Source organism: Mycobacterium sp. NPDC050041, from assembly GCF_049541695.1.
GTDB lineage: Bacteria > Actinomycetota > Actinomycetes > Mycobacteriales > Mycobacteriaceae > Mycobacterium.
The window spans coordinates 47,500-62,458 of sequence record NZ_JBMVDG010000014.1; the positions used below are offsets into that span (position 1 = coordinate 47,500).

General features: G+C 69.6%; 12 protein-coding genes. 9 read left to right on the top strand and 3 right to left on the bottom strand.

Translation table 11 applies throughout. From position 1 onward, the window contains the following. Positions 1–85 precede the first annotated feature (85 nt). From ACPCHZ_RS28050 to ACPCHZ_RS28065, 4 genes are all read left to right on the top strand, one after another. Positions 86–685, top strand: a complete 600-nt coding sequence (locus ACPCHZ_RS28050; RefSeq protein WP_423487741.1) for a riboflavin synthase — start codon at positions 86–88, stop codon at positions 683–685. 100 nt (positions 686–785) lie between these two features. Further along, entirely contained in the window at positions 786–2,120 is a 1,335-nt protein-coding gene (locus ACPCHZ_RS28055) for a bifunctional 3,4-dihydroxy-2-butanone-4-phosphate synthase/GTP cyclohydrolase II (RefSeq protein ID WP_364979738.1), read from the top strand. Further along, positions 2,117–2,599, top strand: coding sequence for a 6,7-dimethyl-8-ribityllumazine synthase (gene ribH / locus ACPCHZ_RS28060; RefSeq protein WP_423487742.1), 483 nt, complete (start codon positions 2,117–2,119; stop codon positions 2,597–2,599). The genes ACPCHZ_RS28055 and ribH overlap by 4 nt, the downstream gene beginning before the upstream one ends. Further along, positions 2,596–3,063 (top strand): PH domain-containing protein, encoded by a 468-nt coding sequence (locus ACPCHZ_RS28065; protein ID WP_423487743.1) that lies wholly within the window; start codon positions 2,596–2,598, stop codon positions 3,061–3,063. The genes ribH and ACPCHZ_RS28065 overlap by 4 nt, the downstream gene beginning before the upstream one ends. Here the strand turns inward: ACPCHZ_RS28065 and ACPCHZ_RS28070 are convergent. Both ACPCHZ_RS28070 and ACPCHZ_RS28075 read right to left on the bottom strand, forming a co-directional pair. Next, positions 3,050–3,520 (bottom strand): GNAT family N-acetyltransferase, encoded by a 471-nt coding sequence (locus tag ACPCHZ_RS28070; protein ID WP_423487744.1) that lies wholly within the window; start codon positions 3,518–3,520, stop codon positions 3,050–3,052. The genes ACPCHZ_RS28065 and ACPCHZ_RS28070 overlap by 14 nt on opposite strands. Next, a complete protein-coding gene (locus ACPCHZ_RS28075) occupies positions 3,517–5,481 on the bottom strand; it encodes a gamma-glutamyltransferase family protein (RefSeq protein WP_423487745.1) in 1,965 nt (654 codons plus the stop codon). Before ACPCHZ_RS28075 ends, ACPCHZ_RS28070 begins: the two co-directional genes overlap by 4 nt. Before the next feature lie 50 nt (positions 5,482–5,531). Between ACPCHZ_RS28075 and uvrC the strand changes: the two genes are divergently transcribed. The 5 genes from uvrC (at position 5,532) to ACPCHZ_RS28100 (ending at position 13,164) form a co-directional block, all read left to right on the top strand. Next, complete coding sequence (uvrC, locus tag ACPCHZ_RS28080; protein ID WP_423487746.1) at positions 5,532–7,565, top strand: excinuclease ABC subunit UvrC; 2,034 nt, start codon at positions 5,532–5,534, stop codon at positions 7,563–7,565. A gap of 11 nt (positions 7,566–7,576) precedes the next feature. Next, positions 7,577–8,491, top strand: coding sequence for an RNase adapter RapZ (gene rapZ, locus ACPCHZ_RS28085; RefSeq protein WP_264013806.1), 915 nt, complete (start codon positions 7,577–7,579; stop codon positions 8,489–8,491). Then, positions 8,488–9,513: a uridine diphosphate-N-acetylglucosamine-binding protein YvcK gene (yvcK, locus tag ACPCHZ_RS28090; RefSeq protein WP_364979756.1), complete on the top strand. Its 1,026-nt coding sequence runs from the start codon at positions 8,488–8,490 to the stop codon at positions 9,511–9,513. The genes rapZ and yvcK overlap by 4 nt, the downstream gene beginning before the upstream one ends. Beyond that, the gene (gene whiA / locus ACPCHZ_RS28095) at positions 9,510–10,487 is read left to right on the top strand and encodes a DNA-binding protein WhiA (protein WP_264013881.1); all 978 of its coding nucleotides are present in this window, start codon (positions 9,510–9,512) and stop codon (positions 10,485–10,487) included. Before yvcK ends, whiA begins: the two co-directional genes overlap by 4 nt. A 73-nt stretch (positions 10,488–10,560) precedes the next feature. Further along, complete coding sequence (locus ACPCHZ_RS28100) at positions 10,561–13,164, top strand: ATP-binding protein (RefSeq protein WP_423487747.1); 2,604 nt, start codon at positions 10,561–10,563, stop codon at positions 13,162–13,164. Between the two features lie 16 nt (positions 13,165–13,180). Here ACPCHZ_RS28100 and ACPCHZ_RS28105 read toward each other — a convergent pair whose 3' ends face one another. Then, complete coding sequence (locus ACPCHZ_RS28105; RefSeq protein WP_423487748.1) at positions 13,181–14,839, bottom strand: DUF222 domain-containing protein; 1,659 nt, start codon at positions 14,837–14,839, stop codon at positions 13,181–13,183. Positions 14,840–14,959: the final 120 nt, after the last annotated feature.

Consider the following 14,959-nt stretch of genomic DNA (forward strand, 5'->3'; position numbering starts at 1 on the left):
CTTGCATCGTAGAGGTTCGCCTCGCGGCGACGAGTTTGCCGCCCGCACCGGCGATCCGACGGCGCACCGGAATAGGCTGGTCGACGTGTTCACAGGAATCGTCGAAGAGGTGGGCGAGGTCGTCGACAAGCAGGACCTCGGTGACGCCGCCCGGCTGGTCATCCGCGGTCCGGTCGTCACGTCGGACGCGGGTCACGGCGACTCGATCGCCGTCAACGGGGTGTGCCTGACGGTGGTCGACGTGCTGGCCGACGGAGCGTTCTCGACCGACGTGATGGGCGAGACCCTCAACCGGTCGAGCCTGCGCGACATCGCCAAGGGCAGCCGGGTCAACCTGGAGCGCGCCGCGGCGGTCAACAGCCGGCTCGGCGGACACATCGTGCAGGGCCACGTCGACGGCACCGGGCATGTGATTGCGCGCACACCGTTCGAGCACTGGGAGGTGATGCGGGTCGGCCTGCCCGAGTCGCTGTCCCGCTACGTCGTCGAGAAGGGGTCGATCACCGTCAACGGGGTGTCGCTGACCGTGTCCGGCCTGGGAGACGACTGGTTCGAGGTGTCGCTGATCCCGACCACCCGGGAATTGACGACACTCGGCGCCGCGAGCATCGGTGACCCGGTCAACCTGGAGGTCGACATCATCGCCAAGTACGTCGAACGACTGATGGGTCCCACGGCGGGCTAGCTGGCAATAATCGCCGTCTCCGAGTGGTTCATACTGATGATGTGGACCCGGTCTCCGAACTGATCGACCGAGGTCCTGGATCCGGTGAAGGTGGCAGCAGATGACCAGGCTCGACTCTGTCGAACGGGCGATCGCCGATATCGCCGCGGGTAAGGCCGTGGTCGTCATCGACGACGAGGACCGCGAGAACGAAGGCGACCTCATCTTCGCCGCCGAGAAGGCCACCCCCGAACTCGTTGCGTTCATGGTCCGCTACACCTCGGGCTACCTGTGCGTGCCGCTGAGCGGCGAGGTCTGCGACCGGCTCGGCCTGCTGCCGATGTACGCGGTCAACCAGGACAAGCACGGCACCGCGTACACCGTCACGGTGGACGCGAAAGTCGGTGTCGGAACCGGTATCTCGGCCTCCGATCGGGCGACGACGATGCGCGCGCTCGCCGACCCGGCCGCCGTCTCCGAAGACTTCACCAAGCCGGGCCATGTGGTCCCGCTGCGCGCCAAGGACGGTGGCGTGCTGCGCCGGCCCGGGCACACGGAGGCCGCGGTCGATCTGGCGCGGCTGGCGGGGCTGCAGCCCGCGGGGGCGATCTGCGAGATCGTCAGCCAGAAGGACGAGGGCGCGATGGCGCAGACCGACGAGCTGAGGGTCTTCGCCGACGAGCACGAGCTCGCGCTGATCTCGATCGCCGATCTGATCGAGTGGCGGCGCAAGCACGAGAAGCACATCGTCCGCATCGCCGAGGCCCGCATCCCGACCCGGCACGGCGAGTTCCGTGCCGTCGGCTACACCAGCATCTACGAGGACGTCGAACACGTGGCGTTGGTCCGCGGTGACGTGGCCGGCCCGCACGGCGACGGTCACGACGTGCTGGTCCGGGTGCACTCCGAATGCCTGACCGGTGACGTGTTCGGCTCCCGGCGCTGCGACTGCGGGCCGCAACTGGACGCCGCCATGGCGATGGTGGCCCGCGAGGGCCGCGGCATCGTGCTGTACATGCGTGGCCACGAGGGCCGCGGCATCGGGCTGATGCACAAGCTGCAGGCCTACCAGTTGCAGGACGCCGGCGACGACACCGTCGACGCGAACCTCAAGCTCGGCCTGCCCGCCGACGCGAGGGACTACGGCATCGGGGCGCAGATCCTCGTCGACCTGGGCGTGCGGTCGATGCGGCTGCTGACCAACAACCCCGCCAAGCGCGTCGGCCTGGACGGCTACGGGCTGCACATCATCGAGCGGGTGCCGCTGCCGGTGCGGGCCAACTCCGAGAACATCCGGTACCTGATGACCAAACGCGACCGCATGGGCCACGACCTGATCGGCCTGGACGACTTCGAAGAGGCGCACACGATGGACGGCTACGACGAGGCGGTGTACCTACTCGGCGACCGCCGCCCGCCCGCTGCCGACCCGCGCGACTCCGGCGGCGCCCTGTGAGCCCGGCGGCCGGGGTTCCCGACCTGCCGGAGCTCGACGCGTCGGACATCACGCTGGCGATCGTCGCGAGCACCTGGCACCAGCAGATCTGCGACGCGCTGCTCGACGGCGCCCGCAAGGTCGCCGCCGAAGCCGGGATCGACGACCCCACCGTGGTGCGTGTGCTGGGCGCGATCGAGATACCGGTGGTGACACAGGCTTTGGCCGAGAGTCATGATGCGGTGGTGGCGCTCGGTGTGGTGATCCGCGGCCAGACACCGCATTTCGACTACGTCTGTGATGCGGTGACCCAGGGGCTGACCCGGGTGTCACTCGATGCGTCGACCCCGGTCGCCAACGGGGTGCTGACCGTGAACACCGAGGACCAGGCCCTCGACCGGGCGGGCCTGCCGTCCTCGACCGAGGACAAGGGTGCGCAGGCCGCCGCGGCGGCGCTGTCGACCGCGCTGACGTTGCGTGAGCTGCGCGGGCGGTCATGAGCGACGCGACCGGTGACGAGGTCGAGGTCGAGGTGCGGCCGCATCTGACGCCGTACTTCGCCTATGCAGCCGCGGCGATCATCGTCGCCGCGCACGTCACCGTCGGCCTGCTGCTGAAGGTGAGCTCGACCGGGGTGATCTTCCAGACCGCCGACCAGGTGGCGATCGCCCTGCTCGGTGTCGTGATCGGCGGGGTGGTGCTGCTCTTCGCCAGACCTCGGCTGCGCGTCGGTGCTTCCGGCATCGCGGTCCGTAACCTGTTGGCCTACAAGCTCATCCCATGGTCCGACGTGGTGGGTGTGTCGTTCCCGGTGGGTGCCCGGTGGGCCCGCATCGACCTGCCGGACGACGAGTACATCCCCGTCATGGCCATCCAGGCGATCGACAAGGGGCGCGCCGTCGACGCGATGGACCGGGTGCGTGCCGCGCTGTCGCGCCACCGGCCCGACATCACGTCACACTGAGCGCCATCGCGAACTCGGGGCGTGACTTCTCCGCCGTCACCGACTTCACCGTGAATCCCACGCTCTCGTAGACGCTGCGGGCCACCGAGTTGTCGGCGGCCACCCGCAGTGTCACCGTGCGGGCGCCCTGCCTGCTCGCCCAGTCGACCGCGGCCTCGACCAGGGGGCGGGCCAGGCCGTGTCCGCGTGCCTCCGGGTCGAGCCACAACGAGTAGAGGTACACGGTGTCGACGCTCTCCTTCTGCGCGCCGATCAGCCCGACCGGACGGTCGTCGACGAATGCGGCGAACTGTGCGTGGTCACGCAGCCGGCGCCGCCACTGCGCCGCGGTGAACGCCGACTCGTTGACGAACTGCGGGTCGTCGGAACCCAGCGAATCGGTGAGCGCCCGCAACCGGATCACGGCGAACGTGCGCCAGTCGGATTCGGCGAGCCGGGCCACCCTGGCGGTCGTCACCGGGCGTCGCCCATCACCAGCCCTTCGCGACGCGGATCGGCGCCGCCGGTCAGGCCCGACTGGTCCCGCACGATCGCGGACAGCCCACTCGACTGGTCGGCCAGGTCGACGTCATGGCCGAGCTTGCGCAGGCCCTGCACCAGCGGGTCGTCGTCGCCGTCGTTGGCCGTGTTGATGTTCGGATGCTCGCCGCCGACATTGGTTTTCGGCGTGTTCGCCGCCCCGAAGTCGACCATTCCGACCGCCTGCTGTGGATCGAGGCCCCAATCGGTCATGCCGACGACGGTCTTCACGACGAACTGGATGATCACCGAGCCGCCGGGGGAGCCGAGCACGGCGTACAACGGGCCCCGTGCCCCCGGCGCGCCACCGCCCTCGTCGAACACCAGCGTCGGGGCCATCGTGCTGCGCGGCCGCTTGCCGGGCTGGATGCGGTTGGCGACCGGCGCGCCGTCGGGACCGGCGGGCTCCGCCGAGAAGTCGGTGAGCTGGTTGTTGAGGATGAACCCGTCGACCATGTGGAACGAGCCGAACGCCGACTCCACCGTGGTGGTCAGCGATGCGGCGTTGCCGAACGAGTCGACCACGCTGATCTGGCTGGTGCCGTGCTCCGGTGTGGGGGGCACCGGCGAGGTCTTCGGGCCGAACTCGCCGGGCTTGGCGGTGCCCATCGTCCGCTGCTCGGAGATCAGCGCCGCGCGGCCGGCGAGGTAGTCGCTGTTGAGCAGGGTGTTCGGCGTGCCGCCCGGCAGCGGGACGAATTCGGTGTCGGCGACGTACTTGTCGCGATCGGCGTAGGCCAGCCGCTCGGCCTCGGAGATCAGGTGGACACCCATCACCGTCGGCCGGCCGCCGTTGAGGTCGAGGTCGGTGGGCTTGTGATCGCCCATCGAGAAGCGCTCCAGCATGCCGAGGGTGGCCAGTACCGCGATACCGCCCGAGGACGGCGGCGGCATCCCGCACACCTCCCGGCCGCGGTACGACTTGCACAGCGGCTCACGCATTTTCACCGTGTAGCCGGAGAGGTCCTGCACGGTCATCAGGCTGGGGGTGCGGCCGCCCGCGGTGTCCGCGGCGGCTTCCACGATCGCCTGGGCGATCGGTCCGGTGTAGAACGCCTGCGCCCCGTCGGTGGCCAGGGCGCCAAGGGTCTTGGCGTACGCCGGGTTCGTCAGCCGGGTGCCCGCGGTCTTGGGGCTGCCGTCGGCGTTGAGGAAGTAGGCGGCGGCCTCGGGGTCGACCCGCAGTTCCTTGGCGACGTCGGCGATGGCCGCGGCCAGCCGGGGGCTGATGTCGAAACCGCGGTCGGCCAGCCCCACGGCGGGCTGGAACAGGTCACGCCAGGTGGACTTTCCGTGCTCCCGGTGGGCGTCCTCGAGCATCCGCACGATGCCGGGCACGCCGATGGACCGGCCCGACGCCCTGGCGTCCGGCTTCGGCTCGGTGCGGTCGGTGTCGGAGATCCAGCGCAGGTAGTTCTCGGTCGCGGCGGCCGGGGCCACCTCGCGCCCGTCGTAGGCCTGCACCTTGCCCGACGCGGCGTCGAAGTAGAGCAGGAAGCCGCCGCCGCCGATGCCCGAGGCCTGGGGTTCGACCAGGCCGAGCACCGACTGCGCGGTGACCAGCGCGTCGGCCGCGGTGCCACCGTCACGCAGCACCCGGCAGGCCTCCTGCGTGGCCAGTGGATTGGCCGTCGCGACCGCGTAGCGCGCGGTGTGCACCGCCGTCATGTCCTTGCGGTAGCCGGTGGCGACCTCGGGATTGGTGCCGAGATTCCGTGAGGTGGGAGCGTCGGGCGCGGCGGTCGGCGTCTTGGGCGCCGGTGTGCCGTTGGACACGATCTCGCACGGGCTCGCCACGGGGGTGGGAGGGGACTCGTCGTCGCTGCCGCAGCCGGCCACGACCAGTCCGACACCCGCCAACAGGGCCGCGAGCTTCTGCGGGCATACCGGGATGCGCACCCCTCGACGTTAGCGGAGTCACACAGGTCTGCGGCAGTAACCTGGAAACCGTGCCCGATCCAGCGACGTACCGGCCCGCGCCCGGGTCGATCCCCGTCGAACCGGGTGTCTACCGCTTCCGTGACCCGCACGGCCGGGTGATCTACGTCGGCAAGGCCAAGAGCCTGCGCAGCCGGCTGAACTCCTACTTCGCCGACATCGCCGGCCTCGCGCCGCGCACCCGGCAGATGGTGACCACCGCGGCCAAGGTCGAGTGGACGGTGGTCACCACCGAGGTCGAGGCGCTGCAGCTGGAGTACCTCTGGATCAAGGAGTTCGATCCGCGGTTCAACATCCGCTACCGCGACGACAAGTCCTACCCGGTGCTGGCGGTGACCCTGAACGAGGAGTACCCGCGGCTGATGGTCTACCGCGGGCCGCGCCGCAAGGGGGTGCGGTACTTCGGGCCGTATTCTCACGCCTGGGCGATCCGGGAGACTCTCGACCTGCTCACCCGGGTGTTCCCGTCCCGCACCTGCTCTGCCGGAGTGTTCAAGCGGCACAAGCAGATCGACCGGCCGTGCCTGCTCGGTTACATCGACAAGTGCTCGGCGCCGTGCGTCGGCAGGGTCAGCGCCGAGGAGCACCGCCGGATCGTGCTGGACTTCTGCGACTTCCTGGCGGGCAAGACCGACCGGCTGGCGCGTGACATGGAACACCAGATGGCCGAGGCCGCCGAACAGCTGGACTTCGAACGCGCAGCGCGGTTGCGGGACAACATCGGCGCGCTCAAGCGTGCCCTGGAGAAGCAGACCGTGGTGTTCGGCGACGGCACCGACGCCGACCTGGTGGCGTTCGCCGACGACGAGCTCGAAGCGGCGGTCCAGGTGTTCCACGTCCGTGGCGGACGGGTGCGCGGCCAGCGCGGCTGGATCGTCGAGAAGTCCGGCGACCCCGGCGAATCCGGCGAGGAGCGGTTGGTCGAACAGTTCCTCACCCAGTTCTACGGCGACCAGGCGGAGCTGGGCGTGGCCGGCGACGGCGGCAAGGACGAGGCGACCAACCCGGTGCCACGTCAGGTGCTGGTGCCGTGCCTGCCCGACAACGCCGACGAACTGGCGGAATGGCTGTCGGGGCTGCGCGGGTCGCGGGTATCGCTGCGGGTGCCCCAGCGCGGCGACAAGCGCGCGCTGGCCGAGACGGTCAGGCGCAACGCCATGGACTCGCTGGCGCAGCACAAGCTGAAGCGAGCCGGTGACTTCACCGCGAGAAGTGCTGCGCTGCAGAGTATCCAGGACACGCTCGGGCTCGCGGACGCACCGCTGCGCATCGAGTGCGTCGACATCAGCCACGTCCAGGGCACCGACGTGGTGGCCTCGCTGGTGGTGTTCGAGGACGGGCTGCCGCGCAAGTCCGACTACCGCCACTATGCGATCCGGGAGGCGGCCGGGGATGGCCGCTCCGATGACGTGGCGTCCATCGCCGAGGTGACCCGGCGGAGGTTCTACCGTCACCTGCAGGACACCCGGCCTCCGACGGATGCACCCGAACCGGCGACAGCGGCGGAGCCGACCGGGGCCGTGGGCACGGGCAGGCCGCGGCGCTTCGCCTACCCGCCGAACCTCTTCGTCGTCGACGGCGGCGCACCTCAGGTGAACGCCGCGCAGGCGGTGCTCGACGACCTCGGCGTCAGCGACGTCGCCGTCGTCGGGCTGGCCAAGCGGCTGGAGGAGGTGTGGGTGCCCGCCGAACCCGACCCGGTGATCTTCCCGCGCAACAGCGAGGGGCTCTACCTGCTGCAGCGCGTCCGCGACGAGGCGCACCGGTTCGCCATCGCCTATCACCGCAGCAAGCGGTCCAAGCGGATGACGGCGTCGGCTCTCGACTCGGTGCGCGGTCTGGGTGAACACCGGCGCAAGGCGCTGGTGACGCACTTCGGTTCGGTCGCCAAGTTGAAGGAGGCCACGGTCGAGGAGATCACCGCGGTGCCGGGGATCGGCGCGACGACGGCGAAGGCGGTGCTGGAGGCTCTCGGCGGCGCAGCGGCCGATTCCGCTGTGCCCACAGCCGTTGTCGAGGATGATCAGGCCAGGGCATCGGGATGACAGAGTCAGGGATGAGCGGACAACTGCAGGACGACGGGGTGGTTCACGAGTCGGGCGGGGAATCGGGCATCGACGTCGTGTTGGTGACCGGACTGTCCGGGGCGGGGCGCGGAACGGCGGCCAAGGTGCTCGAGGACCTCGGCTGGTACGTCGCCGACAACCTGCCGCCGGAGTTGATCGCGCGGATGGTGGAGCTGGGTCTGGCCGCCGGCTCCCGCATCACCCAACTGGCCGTGGTGATGGACGTGCGGTCGCGGGGCTTCACCGGCGACCTCGACTGGGTGCGCAGCGACCTGGCGACCCGCAACATCCGCCCGCGGGTGCTGTTCCTCGAGGCGTCCGACGACATCCTGGTGCGGCGCTACGAGCAGAACCGCCGGAGTCATCCGCTGCAGGGCAACCAGACACTGGCCGAGGGCATCGCGGCCGAACGGGCGCTGCTGGCTGCGGTGCGCGCGACGGCCGACCTGGTGATCGACACCTCAAAGTTGTCGGTGCCGGCACTGCGGGAGAGCATCGAGCGGGCGTTCGGCGGCGAGACCGTCGCCCACACCAGCGTCACGGTGGAGTCGTTCGGGTACAAGTACGGGCTGCCGATGGACGCCGACACGGTGATGGACGTGCGGTTCCTGCCGAACCCGCACTGGGTCGACGACCTGCGCCCGCACACCGGTCAGCACGAGGCGGTGCGCGACTACGTGCTCGGGCAGCCCGGCGCCGCCGAGTTCCTCGACACCTACCATCGATTGCTGGACGTCGTGATCGAGGGATACCGCCGGGAGGGAAAGCGCTACATGACGGTCGCCATCGGGTGTACGGGCGGCAAGCATCGCAGCGTCGCGATGGCCGAGGCGCTGGCCGGGCGGCTGCAAGGCGGTGACGGCTTGACGGTGCGGGTGCTGCACCGGGATCTGGGGCGCGAATGAGCCCGCGGATCGTCGCGCTCGGAGGTGGGCACGGCCTGTACGCGACGCTGTCCGCGGCCCGCCGCCTCAGCCATCACGTCACCGCGGTGGTGACGGTCGCCGACGACGGCGGCTCGTCCGGGCGGCTGCGCAGCGAACTGGACGTGGTGCCGCCGGGCGATCTGCGAATGGCGTTGGCGGCGTTGGCATCCGACACCCCGCAGGGACGGCTGTGGGCAACGATCATTCAGCACCGGTTCGGCGGCAGTGGCGCGCTGGCCGGTCACCCGATCGGCAACCTGATGCTGGCGGGGCTCAGCGAGGTGCTCGCCGATCCGGTGGCCGCCCTCGACGAGCTGGGCCGGGTGCTCGGGCTGAAGGGCCGGGTGCTGCCGATGTGCCCGATCGCGCTGCAGATCGAGGCCGACGTCGCGGGCCTGGAGTCCGATCCGCGGATGAGCCGGGTGATCCGCGGTCAGGTGGCGATCGCGACGACGGTCGGCAAGGTGCGCCGGGTCCGGCTGCTGCCGGGCGACCCGCCTGCGACCCGGCAGGCGGTGGACGCGATCATGAGCGCCGACCTGGTGGTGCTCGGCCCGGGCTCGTGGTTCACCAGCGTCATCCCGCATGTGCTGGTGCCGGAACTGGCGGCTGCGCTGCGCGCCACGTCGGCCAGGCGGGCACTGGTGCTCAACCTCGCGGCCGAGCCGGGGGAGACCGCCGGGTTCTCGGTCGAACGGCACATCCACGTGCTCGCCCAGCACGCGCCCGACTTCACCGCGCACGACATCATCGTCGACGCCACCCGGGTGCCGAGCGACCGCGAGCGTGAGCAACTCAGCCGCACCGCCACCATCCTCGAGGCTCGTGTGGAGTTTGCTGACGTGTGTAGACCTGGTACACCTTTACATGACCCGGCGAAACTGGCCGCGGCATTGGAGGGGGTCCGCTTGCGAGGGGTGGCGCCGGCCCCCAATGTGCAGATGCCGACGGTGCCCACACCGACCGTGAACAGACCGAGAGGTGACGACCCGTGGCGATGACAGCCGAGGTCAAAGACGAGCTGAGCCGGTTGGTGGTCAACTCGGTGAGCGCTCGCCGCGCCGAGGTGGCCGCCCTGCTGCGCTTCGCCGGTGGGCTGCACATCGTGTCGGGGCGGGTGGTCGTCGAGGCCGAGGTGGATCTGGGCATCATCGCGCGCCGGCTGCGCAAGGACATCCACGACCTGTACGGCTACAACGCGGTGGTGCACGTGCTGTCGGCCAGCGGGATCCGCAAGGGCACCCGGTATGTCGTGCGGGTGGCCAAGGACGGAGAAGCGCTGGCCAGGCAGACAGGTCTGCTGGACCTGCGTGGACGCCCGGTGCGCGGCCTGCCCGCCCAGGTGGTCGGCGGCAGCGTCGGTGATGCCGAAGCCGCTTGGCGCGGTGCGTTTCTCGCGCACGGGTCGCTGACCGAGCCGGGTCGCTCGTCGGCGCTGGAGGTGAGTTGCCCGGGTCCCGAGGCCGCGCTGGCACTCGTCGGCGCGGCGCGCAGGCTGGGGGTGAGCGCGAAGGCCCGCGAGGTCCGGGGCAGTGACCGGGTGGTGGTGCGCGACGGTGAGGCGATCGGTGCGCTGCTGACCCGGATGGGCGCGCAGGACACCCGGTTGACGTGGGAGGAGCGCCGGATGCGGCGCGAGGTGCGCGCCACGGCGAACCGGCTGGCAAACTTCGACGACGCGAATCTGCGGCGCTCGGCGCGGGCGGCGGTCGCCGCGGCCGCCCGGGTGGAGCGGGCGCTGCACATCTTGGGCGACACCGTGCCGGACCACCTGTCGGCGGCGGGCCGGTTGCGGGTGGAGCACCGGCAGGCCTCACTCGAGGAGCTCGGCCGGTTGGCCGATCCGCCGATGACGAAAGACGCTGTGGCAGGACGTATCCGACGCTTGCTGTCGATGGCCGACCGGAAGGCCAAGCAGGACGGCATCCCGGACACCGAGTCCGCGGTGACGCCGGACCTGCTCGAGGACGCTTAGCCAAACATGCGTGCGCTCGCCACGGGTGTGGCATCCTGCGGAAGTGTCCGGGGGGACCCCGCCGCGAGGGGTCGTGACGTTTCTTTTCACCGATATCGAGGGTTCGACCCGTCGGTGGGAGTTCGACGCGGACGGGATGCGTGCGGATCTGGCCGCACACGACGCGGTGTTGCGGGCGGCCATCGAGTCACAGGGTGGCTTCCTCTTCAAGCACACCGGCGACGGTGTGTGCGCCGCGTTCGCCTCGCCGCACTCCGCGGTCGATGCCGCGATCGACGCGCAGCGCCTGCTGATGCTGCCGGTGCGGATGGGGCTGGCAACGGGTGAAGCCGAATTGCGGGGCGGCGATTACTTCGGCATCGCACTCAACCGGGCGTCCCGGGTGATGGCCGCGGGTCACGGGGGACAGGTACTACTGGCCGACTCGACCGCGGCGCTGCTCCCGGGTGTGGAGTCGATTGATCTCGGCCCGCACCGATTGCGCGATGTGGCGCAACCGGTCACGCTGTGTCAGCTGTGTGCGCCCGGCCTGCGGACGGACTTCCCGCCGCTGCGGACACTCGAGATCAGATCGGGGAATCTGCGGGCGGCACCCACGAGCCTGATCGGGCGTGCAGGCGAAGTGAGCGACATCGTGTCCGCGGTGCGCACGCACCGGTTGTTGACGCTGACAGGTGTCGGAGGCATCGGAAAGACCCGGCTGGCGATCGAGGTCGCGACAGCCCTCGCCGACGAGTATGCGGACGGGATATGGCTTCTCGAGTTGGCGGCGGTGACTGACCCCGCGTCGGTACCGGACGCGGTCGCCGCGGTGCTCGGCATCACTCAGCAGCCGGGGAAGACGGTGAGCGAATCGGTGGCCACCGCTCTGGACGGCAGGAAACGGCTGCTGGTGTTCGACAACTGCGAGCACGTCGTGGACGCCGCGGCCGAGCTCGTCGCGGCGATTCTCGCGCGGTCGGCCACCGTGGGCATCCTCGCCACCAGCCGGGAGGGTCTGGGTCTGGCCGACGAACGACTCTGGCGCGTCCAGTCGTTGGACGTCGACGCCGCGGTGACGCTGTTCACCGAGCGCGCGGAGAGCGTCTCAGTCGACGAACTCCCGGCGGTGCGGGACGTCTGCCGGCGGCTCGACGGTATCCCGTTGGCGATCGAGTTGGCGGCTTCCCGAATGACGTCGATGTCGGTGAGCGAGGTGCGAGACCGACTCGATCACCGCTTCAAGCTGCTGGTCGGCTCCCGAAGGGGTGTGGAGCGTCATCAGACGCTGCGGCACGCGGTCGCCTGGTCGTTCGGACTCCTCGACGAACCGGAGAAACTGCTACTCGAGCGGTGCTCGGTGTTCGCGGGTGGGTTCGATCTCCAGAGTGCCTGCGCTGTAGGCGGTCTCGGTGGGGACGAGTATGCGACGCTGGATCTGCTCGACGCGTTGGTGAGGAAATCGCTGCTGGTCGTCGCGAAGTCGTCGACGGCCCGCACCCGGTACTCGATGCTGGAGACTATTCGCCAGTACGCCGAGGACGAACTGGTGGCGCGAGGATCGGCGGACGACGTGCGCCAGGCGTATGGCCGCTACTTCGCGAGTTGCGAGACCGATCTGCTCGACCTGTGGGACAGCCCGCGGCAACGCGAGGCGTACGCGTGGTTCCTGGACAATCTGGCGAACCTGCGCGCGGCGTTTCGAACGGCGGCCGACAACGACGACCTCGACACCGCCGCGGCGATCGTCACATTGGCGGGCTTCCTCGGGCTCTGGGTGGAGGTCTACGAGCCTGCCGCCTGGGCCGAGGAGATCATCGGCGCGGCGGAGAGTGTGCATCATCCGCGGCTCGGCCAGCTGTATCTGGTTGCGTCGACGTGTCAATTCGCCGGCCGGGTCGAGGATGCCATCCGTCATGCGGAGGCGAGCCATGACGTGATGCCCGAGGACAGCGACGGCGTGGTGTTCAGCCTCACGCCTCTGCTCGATTCGGTCTATCTCGCGATTGGACGGCCCGACCTGTGGGCCGGGCAGTGTCGTTCCAGGGTCACGGCGAGCTCTGACAGCAGGGCCTTCGCCAGGGCGGGATTGGTGATGGCGCTGATGGCGATGGACGAGCACGCCGATGCCATCGCGATGGCCGGCGGTCTCGTCGAGGCCGCGGAGGCGTCGGACAATCCGGCCGCGCTGTCATTCGCGCTGCTGTCCTATGGGACCGCCCTTCGCGACGCCGAGCCGATGGTCTCGTTGGCTGCCGTGCGACGGGGATTGCAAGTCGCTCAGGACAATCGGATCCGCGCCAATGAGTCGGTCTTGGCGATGGCGCTGTGCAAGTACGAGGCGGACACCGGTGATCCGGTTGCGGCGCTCGACGGCGCGAGTGTCGCGATCCGCAATTACCACGATTCGGGCAACCTCAGTGTGGTCGGTGTTCCTCTGGCGAATCTCGCGTACCTGCTCGACCGTCTGGGACGCTACGAACCAGCGGCGACGATCCTCGGCTACGCCTACACGCCGATGGCGGTCGTCACGATTCCCGGCCTGGACGACACGATCACCCACCTTCGCGGTGTTCTGGGCGATACGACGTATGAAGCGTTGTCCCGTGACGGCGAAGCGATGACGATAGCCACCATCACGGCATTCGCTTACGAGCAGATCGACCAGGCCCGCGCACAACTCGCGCGGACCCGCTGAACCCGCGGCGGCTCGCCTAGAACGGCGGGTCGTCGGGTTGTGGTGGTGGGCCGGGTGGTGGTTGCCAGTCCGGTGGCAGCACTTCGGATTCGTAGGGCTCGTTGACCCAGCGCATGAACGGACTCTTGGTGGGTCGGCCGCCTTTGAACAGCATCAGCATCGTGCGGTGGGAGTTGCGGTCTTTGCGGGCCTCGATCTCGCGGCGGCGAGCCCGCTCCAGGGTGCGGTGAGCCTCGTTGAGCGGGCGCAGGGCGCGGTTCTTGGCGCGGCGCCGCTCGACACGACTCGCGCGTCGGCGGGTGGGGTTACAGCGCGTCGGCCGCGGTGCCGCACACGGTTGGCCGGCCAGGGCGGGGAAGAGTTCGACACCGCCGGGCACGGTGCACACCTGTCGCCCGTCGGGAGTCGTCCACACCACGGTGCCGTCGGGCAACTGCGAATCACGCCAGCCCTGCACGAACGTCTTGGCCCGGTGATGGTGACGGCACAGGCATTTCAGATTCTCAGGCACCGTCTTACCGCCGGCCCGTGGGTCGACGTGGTTGAACGCGATGGTGTGGTCGAGGTCGCAGCCTTGGGCGGGCCGGTCACACCCGGGGAAGCGACACCTCAGATCCCGCATCCGCACGAACCGTTCCACCGCGGCCGTCGGCTGATACCGCAACGCCTGCTCGGCCGTGACGATCGGCGGGTATAGCGGCTGCAGGGTTGCGTTGTGGGCGAGTTGGCGGACCAGGTCGGCGTCGATCACCCCGAAACCCTCCAGATAACCGGGCCGATTGCCGGTACCCAGCACGGTGGACTGATCAGCGATCACGTTGATCACGAACTTCGTGCCCGACGGCGAGGGAGGCGCTGGGTGCGGCGGGGGCGCCGGAGCCGCGGGCGCCTCGAGATCGTCGGTCTCGGCATCAGTCTCGGCGGCGGCCGGCGCCGGCGCCGACTTCGATGCGGCGCACGCCTCACACCGGCACGCCAGCGGTTGTCCCTGTGCCATCGCGGCCACTGCGTCGGCGCGGCGCTGGGCCAGGGTCCGCGGATCTGACGGGCACACCCCGGTCGCGAGTGCGCCCAACGTGCGGTCGAAGATCACCGCGGTCTCGGCGTCCACCACCCCGTCGACCTTGGCCGTCCCGTCACCGACGGCGATGACATCCATGTGCCGGTGGTCTTCGGCGCGTTCACGTTCCTTGACCGCATCGCGGTCCAGGGTGCGCACCGCGGCGTCCACCGCGTCGATCACCCGTTTACGCGACCAGCACTGCCACCGCGGAATGCGTTCGGCCAACTGGGAGTCGAGGGCGGCGATGATCGTGCGGTCACTGACCAACTCGCTACGCGACAGGATGATCTGCACGGTGCGCCAGTCGATGTCACCCCGAGCGAGCACCGCGGCCACCTTCGGCAACCGGCTGTCCAACGCATCAGCTTGGGCGACCAGCACGCTGGCCGCGGCCGCCGTGAGGTTCATCGCCGCGGCCACTTCCGCGCTGGTGCGCTGCAGCCCGGTGACGATCATGTAGCCACAGTCGGGGTCTTCGGCCTCGGCCTCCCAGGTGCGACGGCCCAGTAGTTCGGCGATCGCCGCCAACCGCCGCCCGACCAGCTTCGACTCCTCCCGGTAGGTGTCGGTGATCGCTGCGACCACCTCACCCGTCGATACTGACTCGAACATGTGTTCGAGTATATCGGCCGGCTATGACCGCGTTGACTCATCAGAAATGCGCGCGAATGGGTGATTCGTTGCCTCATCGAAAATGCGCGCGTAGGCCCAGTGGATGGGGTTGACGTTGGC

Excerpts from the sequence above, each read along its gene's own strand:
- ACPCHZ_RS28055 (WP_364979738.1), top strand. The coding sequence starts at position 786 with ATGACCAGGCTCGACTCTGTCGAACGGGCGATCGCCGATATCGCCGCG.
- ACPCHZ_RS28065 (WP_423487743.1), top strand. The coding sequence starts at position 2,596 with ATGAGCGACGCGACCGGTGACGAGGTCGAGGTCGAGGTGCGGCCGCAT.
- rapZ (WP_264013806.1), top strand. The coding sequence starts at position 7,577 with ATGAGCGGACAACTGCAGGACGACGGGGTGGTTCACGAGTCGGGCGGG.
- yvcK (WP_364979756.1), top strand. The coding sequence starts at position 8,488 with ATGAGCCCGCGGATCGTCGCGCTCGGAGGTGGGCACGGCCTGTACGCG.
- whiA (WP_264013881.1), top strand. The coding sequence starts at position 9,510 with ATGACAGCCGAGGTCAAAGACGAGCTGAGCCGGTTGGTGGTCAACTCG.
- ACPCHZ_RS28105 (WP_423487748.1), bottom strand. The coding sequence starts at position 14,839 with ATGTTCGAGTCAGTATCGACGGGTGAGGTGGTCGCAGCGATCACCGAC.